General features: G+C 37.0%; 11 protein-coding genes. 1 reads left to right on the plus strand and 10 read right to left on the minus strand.

The genetic code is table 11. The features are described from left to right. Positions 1-247 precede the first annotated feature (247 nt). The 9 genes from aphA to DS885_RS06720 form a co-directional block, all read right to left on the minus strand. On the minus strand, positions 248-958 hold the full coding sequence (gene aphA, locus DS885_RS06680; RefSeq protein WP_113818660.1) for an acid phosphatase AphA: 711 nt from the start codon (positions 956-958) through the stop codon (positions 248-250). 165 nt (positions 959-1,123) lie between these two features. After that, the gene (locus DS885_RS06685) at positions 1,124-1,723 is read right to left on the minus strand and encodes a YitT family protein (protein ID WP_113818661.1); all 600 of its coding nucleotides are present in this window, start codon (positions 1,721-1,723) and stop codon (positions 1,124-1,126) included. A 380-nt stretch (positions 1,724-2,103) separates the two neighbouring features. Beyond that, a complete protein-coding gene (locus DS885_RS06690; protein WP_258546861.1) occupies positions 2,104-3,192 on the minus strand; it encodes a rhomboid family intramembrane serine protease in 1,089 nt (362 codons plus the stop codon). An 11-nt stretch (positions 3,193-3,203) separates the two neighbouring features. After that, a complete protein-coding gene (locus tag DS885_RS06695; RefSeq protein WP_258546862.1) occupies positions 3,204-3,821 on the minus strand; it encodes a hypothetical protein in 618 nt (205 codons plus the stop codon). Between the two features lie 261 nt (positions 3,822-4,082). Beyond that, complete coding sequence (locus DS885_RS06700; RefSeq protein WP_113818663.1) at positions 4,083-4,451, minus strand: VOC family protein; 369 nt, start codon at positions 4,449-4,451, stop codon at positions 4,083-4,085. 33 nt (positions 4,452-4,484) lie between these two features. Continuing rightward, positions 4,485-4,877 (minus strand): SMU1112c/YaeR family gloxylase I-like metalloprotein, encoded by a 393-nt coding sequence (gloA2, locus tag DS885_RS06705; protein ID WP_113818664.1) that lies wholly within the window; start codon positions 4,875-4,877, stop codon positions 4,485-4,487. Between the two features lie 584 nt (positions 4,878-5,461). Then, complete coding sequence (locus DS885_RS06710) at positions 5,462-6,052, minus strand: AAA family ATPase (RefSeq protein ID WP_113818665.1); 591 nt, start codon at positions 6,050-6,052, stop codon at positions 5,462-5,464. Between the two features lie 152 nt (positions 6,053-6,204). Continuing rightward, positions 6,205-7,365, minus strand: a complete 1,161-nt coding sequence (locus DS885_RS06715; RefSeq protein ID WP_220149658.1) for an alpha/beta hydrolase — start codon at positions 7,363-7,365, stop codon at positions 6,205-6,207. 144 nt (positions 7,366-7,509) lie between these two features. Further along, positions 7,510-8,142, minus strand: a complete 633-nt coding sequence (locus tag DS885_RS06720) for a DUF1294 domain-containing protein (RefSeq protein ID WP_113818666.1) — start codon at positions 8,140-8,142, stop codon at positions 7,510-7,512. Between the two features lie 391 nt (positions 8,143-8,533). On the opposite strand from DS885_RS06720, the gene DS885_RS06725 reads away from it, so the two are divergent. Further along, complete coding sequence (locus DS885_RS06725; RefSeq protein ID WP_113818667.1) at positions 8,534-9,751, plus strand: MFS transporter; 1,218 nt, start codon at positions 8,534-8,536, stop codon at positions 9,749-9,751. A gap of 230 nt (positions 9,752-9,981) precedes the next feature. Here the strand turns inward: DS885_RS06725 and DS885_RS06730 are convergent, their stop codons facing one another. Beyond that, positions 9,982-11,262 (minus strand): DUF2254 domain-containing protein, encoded by a 1,281-nt coding sequence (locus DS885_RS06730; protein ID WP_113818668.1) that lies wholly within the window; start codon positions 11,260-11,262, stop codon positions 9,982-9,984. Positions 11,263-11,868 lie beyond the last annotated feature (606 nt).

The following is an 11,868-nucleotide window of genomic DNA, read 5'->3' on the forward strand; positions in this document are numbered from 1 at the left end:
ACTTATACCAATCATAGTAAGTAACTGATCTATTTTACTTGTTAAAACAACTTATTTTTTCGTTGTAAGTTTCGTATAGGGAACAACCATTTACATCAACTTACGCCTCAAACTAAGCCATTTTTCCGGCGCAAAATTTAGATCAGTTATTTAATACAATTGGTATAAGAAGTAGTTTGAACATATTTCAGGCATAAAAAAAACCACTCAATGAGTGGTTTACAATCAACATACTTAAAAGGTTAATTTAGTATTGCGAATCTAATACAACACGTTCGCCGTATAATCCATTTTTTGGTAACGGCTTATAACTTGAGTTAGCTGCCCGCATAATACGGATCCCTTCAGCACCAGCTTGGCGAGCAGAGATAATGTCACCATCTGCATCCCCATAGTAAATTTTAATATTATGCTGTTTTATATACGGTGCTTTTAAATAAGCCTCTTTACTTGTTCCTGAGAAAATAACGTCGTGCATCTGTTTAATATCAAAAGTCTTTTTAATATAAGTTGTCATAAAGTCACAATCAGAGGGTGTACGAGCCGTAATAAAGTAGATATCGTCTCCTCGTGCTTGATGCATCGCAATCAACTTACTGGCGATGGTTTTCGGTTGGCTAAAGGCATCCCAGCCGCAGTTCGCTTTATCCCAAAACTGTTGATTAGAAAGATATGAGTAACCACCCGGTGAAAACTCTTGCTGGCCGCGATAAAACACAGGACTACTAAATAAAACAGTATCATCGATATCAAAACCAACCGACATAGCTGGTTTACCTTTTAACTCCTCAGTTAACGCTTCAACGGATACCGTATTTAAATCATTAGGAATCCCCTGAGATAATAGTTCAGCAGTTGAATAACCCGCTTGAGTACCTGGTGTTTTAGGATCAGCAATTACACTGTGCGAGAGAAACGAAGAAGCAATAAGGGAGAGAGTTAACAAACTTTTTTTCATAGAAGAGTCCTTAACGTTTTGAAACAGAAATTAGATGATAATTAGCGTTGTTGGATACAACACACGTGCAGATGATAAAGGTAAATAAACAGAACAAAAGTAAAATCCGTTAATCAAGCTAATCATAAACTATTGATTTGAAATAATAGCACTTCAAATTATTGTCTACTTACCACTATAGCGTCCTGGTTTATGGTTAATCACCAGGATTAAATTACATGCTGTTGCTCCTAATATAGAGAGTAAAATAGCGCGCCAATCTACAATAAAAATAGCGAGTAACAACACTACAAAGTCCACTGACATTTGAAATTTACCGATGGGAATCTTGTATTTTTGATTTAAAAATTGCGCCAAAATCATTAATCCTCCCAAGCTTGCACCATGTCGAAATAACATCAATAAACCAAAGCCAATTAATAATCCACCTACCACCGCTGAATAGATAGGATCTAAAAAGCTCACCGTAATAAATGTAGGTGTAAACTCAACAAAAACAGATAATAATAAAACAGCTACAAAGGTCTTTAGCGTAAACTTCCACCCTAGCTGTTTATAAGAAAGAATATAAAACGGGAGGTTGATAATAAAAAATATTTCACTAAAGCTAAATTGAGTTGCGTATTGTCCTAAAAAAGATAACCCAGCGGTACCACCAATTAATAAACCGGTTGTTTTAAACAACATTACCCCTAGTGAAGCTAATAACGTTGCAATAATGATTGCTTGCACATCTTCAATAAAACTATGTTTGTTACTTGGCATTTACTTCCCTTCCTAACATTACGCAATACATACATTATTCAACACTGAATGTAGAGTTTATTCATCATAAACTCTACAGCGACAATCTCAAATAAGTTAGCAATAAATAAGCCAAATTCACGTTTTAAAAGTAATAGAGTCATCCCCCTTTTCTCAACTGCGGTGAGGTTCATTTTAGCTCATACAATACACGGATTAATGACAGAGGATGGATCAAAACAGTGCACTTAAGGAAGTTATTGCTAGAAAAAAAGCATAATAAACTATCAACAACTTAAGGTTTTGTCATTTCCTCAAAACACTTAAGGTGGCTTGTTCATATAACAATTATATTAATGAACAACGACAACCTATCTACAGGCTGTCGTTGTAGTTGATATTTAACGTTTTACTTTCACTTCATGACTGTTAAGAATAGCCAACAAAGGATTGGCAGCAAACACTTTCTTTTTAACCAATAAACCAATCGCAATACCAGCAATAAAACCGCCAATATGAGCCCAATAAGCTACACCACCACCACTTTCATTTGCTAAATAAAGACCCAAAATATTAGTTAAAATCCAAAAGCCAAAGAAAATAACAGGGCTTACTTTTTTCTGGTAAACAATAATCATGAAAGTCAAACTTGCATGTCTGAACCATAATAAATACATACCAAACAAACCTGCAATCGCACCACTTGCGCCTACCATTGGAATCATTGAATTAGGATCAGCTAAAATCTGTGCAACAGCTGCACCAAGACCACACAAAGTGTAATAAAGAATAAATTTTCCACGGCCCAAAGTATCTTCTAAATTATCGCCAATAATATATAGGAAATACATATTCCCCACTAAATGCATTAATCCACCATGCATATACATATGTGTTAGTAGTGTCCACAGCTGTTGACCATGGCTCACTTGGTCAGAATGCAAAGCAAAGTTATTGAATGCAAAATCTTCACTGCTGCCCCCCAAACCATAGCTCATAAAAATTAACACATTGAAAACAAGTAATGCATAAGTCACCCATGGTGTTCTTTTGGGCTTTAAATTGTATTCCACTGGCATTTGCGATAAAAACTGAAATAACCAGGTACGTTTGTGAACGGGCTTATCTAGTTCAAGTAGAGCTTTTGCAATCGCCGGTGATTGACTTACTTTTTCTAACTCTTCATGATCTAGCCAAACACCATAACAGCTAGAGCAAGTATCCACTTCAACCTCAAAACCGGACATAAGATGGTAACGAGATAGCTTCTTATCACAAACATGACAATGACATTTAGACTCGCCTAAAATCTCACCTAAAGTTTCTTCCATATAAACCTGTGAATTACCATTGTCGGCAACGGATAATGCACCGTCTAATTCACCTAACTCTAGCCAGATACCATGACATGCTTGGCATTGATCTACTTCTTGTTGATGGAACTCATATTTTCTCATTTTAGAGCTGTTACAACTTGGGCAGTTTTTCATTATTATCTTCCTTAATTATTGGCCAATGGGCCGACTTCAATACCAGCTGCAATCAGTTCTTTATGAAGTTGAGTATAATTATTGATTAAGTTTTTAAGAGCACCTTCACTTACTTTTTCATTAAGCTCCAGAAGCAAACCTGAACCATATTTTGGACCAAATTGATTATTTTCTATTTTTGTAATGATCAGCGCCGTTTCAGAGTTATAACGGCGAACGCCGGAGAGTATATTACTTGGTGTTTCTAATGCATTTGATGAGTACTTCATGTTGCCCCATACAAAATCATCAACCACAGGATGGTAAGCTTTTACATTATAAGGAGACTTCTCTTGCAGTAATTTAGCATAACTATCCAGTGTCTTAATATTGTCACTAAGCTCATCAGCTAAGGCATGTTGTAGATAAAAGTTCTTCTCTTTACTGTTTAAGTTTTCGAATAATAAAGCTTGCGATAAACCTTCTTGGGCAGCTAAATAAACACCTATTACTGTTGCTATTACCATAAAGATTTGACCGACCCAAAAGCCACTTTTTATTAAGTCAGAGTTATCAAAGCGAATTGCAGGTCGTTGTTTTTTATTGTTTTTCTCAGTAGACTCGGTTGTTTTTGGTGTATCAGGTTCCATGATGCCTATCTTCCATTTATGTATAGGTAGTATTAATGACGAGTTGGTATTAACCGTACATTTAATTTTTAATAATATCACATATTAATGATTTAATTAAATTTACCATATAAATTAATGATATATATATTTGTAGCAAAAACAGTAAAAATAAAAAAAAGGCGAGTGATTCTCAGGGTTAATTTAGGGATAAGTTGTCGTCATAGAAGCGTTTTGAACAAGGGCTCGACGTTAGCTTTAACTTAACTAACACATACCCTACTAAACAGAAGTCATTTCCATTATTTCGAGTCGATTACCAAAGGGGTCTCGAATATCAAATCTTTTGATACCTTCAATTTGTGTATTTTCATATATTTCAACGCCTAGTGCTTCAAATGTTCTGCGACATTGCTCGATATTATCTACATTATAAGCCACGTGCGCTCTAGAATTTGTTCTATGTGCATTATCCTCACAACCTAAATGAAGTTGCAATGCTCCTAACTCAAACCAGAGACTATTTGTTGCTCTCAAACTCTCAGGTTGTATTAACTGCTTCAAACCTAATACACCACCATAAAATCTTTTGGCTTCTTCTTCACCACCAAACGGTATTGTCACTTGCACATGATTTATACTTTTTATCATTATTGCTCCCTCCCTAACCTTTATAGTGTAAAGTTAACCGCCTTCCCCTTCATAAATCTCCAAGGGTAATCCATCTGGGTCTTTACAAAATGTGAATGGTCGATGAGTCAATTCATCGACTCTGATAGCTTCAACATCAATACCCTTAGAAATTAAATACTCAACTGTTTGCACAACTGAATCAACGGTAAATGCTAAATGCCTTAATCCTAGCGCTTCAGGTTTTGTTAACCTTTCTGGCGGATCAGGAAATGAAAACAATTCGATTTGTCCGCCATCAGGTAATGATAAATCCAATTTATAAGATTGCCTTTCTGCACGATAATGCTCAGCAATCACTTGCAACCCAAGAATGTCAGTATAAAAATGCTTAGACCTTGAATAGTCTGAACAAATGATGGCAACATGATTAATTGACTTAAACAACTGATACTCCATAAATTACTGTATGAACAACCAATCTAAAAGAATAGTGTTACAAAAAATTTTTAAATTAACACTACTATTATTTTTCATTCAATCAACCACTTAAAATAAAAAGTGAATCATTGGTCGTAAAAGCAAAAGGTATTTTTAATGAAGTAATACACAAAGATCATTACTGCAAGAGACAATCCACGGAGATGCCAAAGCACAAAAGCTTATCCATATGGCGTACTTTTATTATTAAAGTACTTATATCTATCGGAAGAAAAATTTGGATATCTAATATGAGTGATTTTAGTCAATTAAATGAATGATGAGAGCAATAGGTTGCACCTAGTCATCAACCTGCTCGAGCTTGTGTAGAGTCAAAGCTAGCAAATCCAGATTGGAAAGTATAAATGATGTTTGTTGCGGCATTACCGGAAGATTTATAAACAATTCCCCCTTACCTGAAAAAACAGTAAAGCAGATTAGGGGCAGTTAAGGCTACACCTAATCTATGATTGAATACAGCCTCAACTGATAATATTGCATTGGTTAAGAGTTCTTTAGTAAACCAAGATTAAGCTTTATCCATTATATGATTACTGTTTCTGTTCTAATATTGAAACAAGATCTTTCAATGAGTTTTCATATTCTTCTTGATTGGAATTCTTAAAGAGTAATAGATCATCAACAATATCTGGGTTATCGATACTCGTAGGGATTGAAAAATCAACGTCTTTAATATACTCGTCCCAGTTTTCGAGCTTCCAAGTATCTCTTAATGAGTTTCTTTCTATCATACGACTTTTAACCACATCAACATCAGTCATCACCCAGACAACCGTCAAACGCGCGTCTTTTTCGATGAGTTGATTTTTTAAATTATCAATAAATGCAGTGTCTCTAATTTCACGGGTAAATGGCGCGTTAATTAATACAATATCGTCGTACTCTAGCGCTTCCATCGCTAAAGCTAACACCGCGTCATACTCGTAATTACGAATATGCTCCTCAAAAAAATCAGAGCTTCGGTTAACTTCTTCATTCATCACCTTGAAAATCTGATGTGATAGCACGATCAATGTATCTTTATCTAAATACACAACATGCTTCAATGCTTTAGCTAACTTTTTAGAAATGTAGGTTTTGCCACTGGCTGGCGGTGACGTGACTAAAATAAGTCTTTTCATTATTCATCCTTAATAATACAAGCGATTTAAGATGAAATGAGCCAATTTTTGGCTCAGTTCACTTTCAAGTGATCCAGTGTTCACTGGATTAGCGATCTAAAACATAACAACTAGCTTTCCAAAAATAATTACATTTGAATAGTTACATTTAATTATTTATTTTCCATTACGCGATCCAGCTCGGCCATACTTTGCTCAAAGTAAGGATTGTAAGTTAAGCGTGCCAATGTTTTACCTTCCACATGCCAACCGTAAGAAGAAAACCAAATATCTTTGCCTGCTTCACAGGCTTTTTGTTGTTCCTCAGACTGGCCGTTATTACAAATAATAATGTTCGCCTTTTGACCATACTCTATATTATCAGGTGAATATAATAATCCCATATGAGAGCCGTTCACGATATTTAAATCAGAACGGTCCATGCTAAAACGCGTGCTTTGTGAAGTAGAGAGGTCTTGCTCTCCCAACCACACTAAGTGATTGCGTGGATTGATAAATTGTTGTTCGAATACAGCAATAGGAAATGCCCTATCAATGACACGATCACCTTCACTCATCATCATAAACACAGGCTTCTGATAAGTGATGCCTTGCAGATCTTCTTGTACTGTTGCTGCAGTATCGTAATAAACAGCTGCGCCATGCATAGGTAAAGAGTTATAACGAATGTAATTGGTTTCAGGATCTTGATCAGCCCATGTTACAAAGTAACTGGCTAAACCAGCCCATTTCACCACCGACTTTTCTGGCTTAAAAGCAGGCGAAAACAACAATAACCCAGCGATGCCATCATCATTTAATGCTTCAGATGTTACCAAGTTTGCTCCAGTAGAATAGCCTCCCAGCCACAGTTTATTCGCCTTAGCTTTTAATAACTCCATATGATGGTGCACAACACCTTGCCAATCTGCTAAATTCGGTAACATTAAGTCGCCTGATTTACTGCCATGACCAGGTAATAAAACAGTTCTTACCAAATACCCTTGCGACACTAAATGATCAGCAATATCGATAAATGAATACGGAGAATCACCTAAGCCATGTACTAAAAGCACCGCATCACCATTTGGGTTTTCAGGAATCAATTCGAAAGGTAAATTAGCGCGTAACTCTTTTTCAACATCATCAGTTTTAAAAACGCGATGAGTTAATAACCACGCTCTTGTCTCACTAATATATTGCTTAAAGGTATCTTGCGAGAAACTAGGTAAAGCATCGGCGACTTGATAATTTGGGTTAAGATTAGCTTGGCTGCAGGCAGTCAGTAACATAACCGAGCTCAGAATGGCATGACGTAAGAATAATGAAATCAAGTTAAGATCCTATTAAAAATTTTATGATAAGAGCAGAATAGTAGGTGTTATTTATTCACAATAACAACTAATGATATTTAGCAATTTTTATCTACGTATTAAACACACGTTTAGATCGAAAATGCGTAACCACCTATAAACTTATCAGCGACTTAGTAACGGTAAAATAACGTTATTTGTAAAATGAACGCCGCTTTCTGTGTGTAACCAGAAGAAACCACCTAAATTTAATAACACAGTAAACCAGAACATATTTTTAAATTCTTTCTTGCTGGATTTATGACGTAATGTATTCTGGGCAAGAAAAGCGCCAGGCCAGCCACCTACCAAAGAAAGCAGGTGTAAAGTGCTTTCTTTGGTTCTCCAACGACCATTTTGAGCCGCTGATTTATCAATAGCATAAGCCATATAGGTGACCATACTCATTAATAAATATATAGCTGAGATAAGCCACACCAGCTTTCCAGTAAAGGTTGAGAATAATAACCCGACAATAAAAAGACCAGTAACTAGATGACCAAACTTACGTCGACTAGTGGTCGAACTTTGTTTATGAGAAGCTTTTACATCGCGACTAAATTTAATATTTTCAGCTTTACCTCGATTATTATTATCTCGCACTACATCATAGATAATAAGATCGCCATTAACCGGACGTCTAGAGCGAGGTTTGAAGGCTTTAATATGAACAAAAATACGTTCCCCCCCTCCATTTGGCTCAACAAAACCAAACCCTTTATCATCATTCCAATTTAATACTTTACCTTGTAGCCTCATATTCCCTCTTAAGTGAATAGTCTAATCATTATGCAGTTAACTCGATGCGGCTAAAGTGATAGATAAAACTTGAAGAAAGCTCTTAAAAATCTATCAAATGACCCTATTTTGCACCAGCATAAAATTATAACCAATTATTTATAAAATTAACTTTATAGTTTTTGATGAATTTAATCAAACAGTTAACTCCTCTGTTTTAATAATGCTTGAGTCCTCTTCACAACATATACCAGTCACTAAAATAATGTTCTCCTCATTAATCGCTCTTATCTTTTATTATTTGATAGCATTACATTCTATCTATTAGCACGTTATGATGGATAAATAGTGCTTTCAAACTCACTGCCATCACTCTGTTATCTTTTTATCAAAATTTCGAGGTTAACTTACTTTGTCTAATCCCAAAAGTGATCACAAGGATCAAGCTTCTCCGAAAACCCTCTCCTTAAAACCCAATAATGTATTAGTGTATGTGATGGCCGTTGCTTGCGGTATGGCGGTGGCAAATCTTTATTACGCACAACCTTTACTGCATACATTAGCCCAGGTATTTGGTACTTCTATCGGTACTACTGGTCTGATTATTACCATGACGCAGTTAGGTTATGTAATGGGTTTGGTGTTAATCGTGCCTCTCGGAGATCTACTTGAACGACGTCGCTTAATTACTATTGTGACTGCAGGTACTGCCATTGGCTTAGCTGGTGCAGCAATGTCCACTAGTATTGGTATATTTCTATTATCCTGTTTGGCCATTGGACTAACCGCAGTTGCAGCGCAAGTGTTAGTGCCCTTTGCCGCTGTTTTAGCGGAAGAAGGACAACGTGGTGCTGTGATTGGGCGTGTGATGTCAGGCTTATTATTGGGCATTTTATTAGCAAGAACTGTGTCGGGTGTGATAGCTGATGCTTATGGATGGCAAGCGGTTTTTTGGTTTGCTACTTTTAGCATGCTAGTTCAAACAGCCGTGTTATGGAAAATGCTTCCTGAAAGTCGCGGTGAAATGCGCTTAACTTATCCTGCATTAATAGGCTCAATACTTCACTTATTACGTGATGAACCTTTGTTAAGACGTCGAATTGTGTATGGCACACTCGGCTTTGCTTCCTTTAGTGTATTTTGGACCTCCTTAGCGTTTTTGCTTGCACGCCCTCCTTACAATTACAGTGATTCCTTGATTGGATTATTCGGCTTATTGGGTGCAGCAGGTGCTTTAACTGCTAGTTTTGCGGGTAAACTGCATGATAAGGGTTATACCCGTATGGGAACAGGGTTATTGCTGTCATTGATCATGATTGCTTTTACCATCATGGGCTTATTCAGCACACACCTTATTGCGATCATCATAGGCGTGATCTTGCTAGATGTTGGTCAGCAAGGGTCTCACATCTTAAATCAAAGTGTTATTTATACATTAAACCCAGCCGCAAGAAGCCGAATTACAACAGCTTACATGACCAGTTTTTTCTTCGGAGGCGTAGTGGGCTCTGCGTCATCCGGATATGTCTATGAGATGGGCGGTTGGACTGGGGTTTCTTGGTTGGGCGGCGCTTTTGGTGCGATTGCATTTTTATATTGGTTAACAGATTTTAGAACAAAGGCAAAATAGTCGACTCATTAATCAATGTATGAATAAAATTAACTTAGAGAACCCATAATGTTAAACGGAGAACAGGCGGCAAGGTTAGCTTCAATCTAGCTGCACAAACCTGTTCATTGTTTAAAATTTAATGTTTGATTAAATTAGTCATACACTCCAATAGGCATTGGATCTGTTAAAAAGGTAGATGAGCATGTCGAGACCAAGCTATATAAAACGCTTGCAGTCTAGACTTCCCCCTAGTCAAAGATCCCCCCTTTGCTTGCTGCCTGCTTAACTGCAACTAAATCCTCTTCTATTTCAAGTGCACTACATGCTCTCTTTAACGCTAAGTCTTTGTGATATCGAGCAGTTTTACGAATATCATCATTATTAAGTGACTCAAGAGAGTTAAGTGCCTTTTGTAAGCGTACACACACCTCTATACTACCCGCTCCATCACGAGCGATAGCTGTAAAAGCGTCTTCAAACATATCTGACACTAACACCTCTGGTACGGCTACACGATCAAATTCAACTTGGTTTTTACTTTGAATTTTGGAAGGAGAATTAAGAATAGAGAGCAAACGCACTAATGTGCCAATTACTTTTATCGCCGTTCCAGGATCGTTTACTGCAGGAGATAAAGCGCGCGCTGCAATTTCAGACAATGCAACCAAGCCAAATCGAGGATCATCTTCAAAGGTACGATCTTTTCCAACATGAAAGGCGTCGATTAAACATGCGCAGTCCAATTCCGACCACTCATCTGATGAAATAGTAACGTAAGCCAACGCCTGATCGGGGGATACAAATGTACCAGGCAAAGCCGATAAAACGACTGACACGTCTGCATCATTTGCCCAGTCTTGGATTACCGCCATATCAATATGCTGAACATAGCCAATTTTAGCTGTATGCACAGCTTGGCCTTTAATAGGTGAACCTAAAATTGACACCCCACCAAGTGTAGGCTTGTCTCTTCTTCTAATCAGCGCTTTTTCTGTTGCACTTTCAACTTTATCAATGGTTGAACCGACTCTTCCCAAACGTGCAATACTGTCTACCCACCTTACAAAGGTCAAAATCACCACGGCGAAGACAAACACCGTCAAAACAAAAAGCACAAACAATCCCGCTTTATCATAAAAAGTGTTTTTTACAGCGGTAATTGCCACGACACTAAAAATGAAGGCGCCAACAAAGGTAGATAGTGCATTCTGCGATACGTCATCGGCAACGACTAACGAGAAAGATCGAGGCGTCGCAGAGTTACTTGCAGCCGCATAGGCAGCAACCATAGATGATACAGACAGTGTTGCGATCACCAACATGCTAGAAGCCATAATAGAAAGCAAGGTTTCAACTGAGTCCTTTTCAACTAAAGGTGCAAGATTAGCTAACTCAGTACCATCTATAAACTTCGCTGCAAAGACCACAACAACCGACAATAAACAGATCACTAATGGTCTCACCCAAAGTCGTTCAGCAAAACGACTGAATAAAAATCGAAGGCGATCTAACGAAATGAATGAAGTCATGATGGTCCCTTATATATGCCTAGGTAAGCTGACATTCTGATTTATAGGCTGATTACATAATAATAAAACCACACTAATTCACATCTACTTGAGATTCAAATAGATTGTGTTTATAAACCATGGCTTTCATCGTTCCTATTCAAATTGCACAATGAATATCATGGATGCACCTCTAAATGAGCACGACGAATAATAAGCAAGTCAGTAAATAGCGATAAGGAGGAGAAGATAACGTGATGGATCTCTAGGCAATTATCAAGCAAGAAAATTAATTTTATATAAAACTTTCAATGATAGTTTCTACTGTGATTAATAAAGTAACTAAACCCCATCTTACGTAAAGTATTGGGGATTTTGCTCACAAGATTAACCTAACCTATATAATACCAGTCACACTAAGTAACTGATCTATTTTATTTGTTAAAATAACTGGCTCTTTCGTTGTCATTTTCGCCAATAGAACAACTATTAAAGCACTAACATCTTTTGGTAAATTCTCCGATAGGCTATTAACGAAGTTAGTCGTCGAAAGGCTTAAATTACACCTTGAACTAAGCCATTTTTCCTGCGCAAAATTGAGAGCACTTATTTAATGCAATTGCTATA

Source organism: Psychromonas sp. B3M02 (assembly GCF_003318165.1).
Lineage (GTDB): Bacteria > Pseudomonadota > Gammaproteobacteria > Enterobacterales > Psychromonadaceae > Psychromonas.

Coding starts and splice junctions, on each gene's coding strand:
- DS885_RS06700 (WP_113818663.1), bottom strand. CDS start 4,451: ATGATAAAAAGTATAAATCATGTGCAAGTGACAATACCGTTTGGTGGT.
- DS885_RS06710 (WP_113818665.1), bottom strand. CDS start 6,052: ATGAAAAGACTTATTTTAGTCACGTCACCGCCAGCCAGTGGCAAAACC.
- aphA (WP_113818660.1), bottom strand. CDS start 958: ATGAAAAAAAGTTTGTTAACTCTCTCCCTTATTGCTTCTTCGTTTCTC.
- DS885_RS06685 (WP_113818661.1), bottom strand. CDS start 1,723: ATGCCAAGTAACAAACATAGTTTTATTGAAGATGTGCAAGCAATCATT.
- DS885_RS06720 (WP_113818666.1), bottom strand. CDS start 8,142: ATGAGGCTACAAGGTAAAGTATTAAATTGGAATGATGATAAAGGGTTT.
- DS885_RS06730 (WP_113818668.1), bottom strand. CDS start 11,262: ATGACTTCATTCATTTCGTTAGATCGCCTTCGATTTTTATTCAGTCGT.
- DS885_RS06695 (WP_258546862.1), bottom strand. CDS start 3,821: ATGGAACCTGATACACCAAAAACAACCGAGTCTACTGAGAAAAACAAT.
- DS885_RS06690 (WP_258546861.1), bottom strand. CDS start 3,192: ATGAAAAACTGCCCAAGTTGTAACAGCTCTAAAATGAGAAAATATGAG.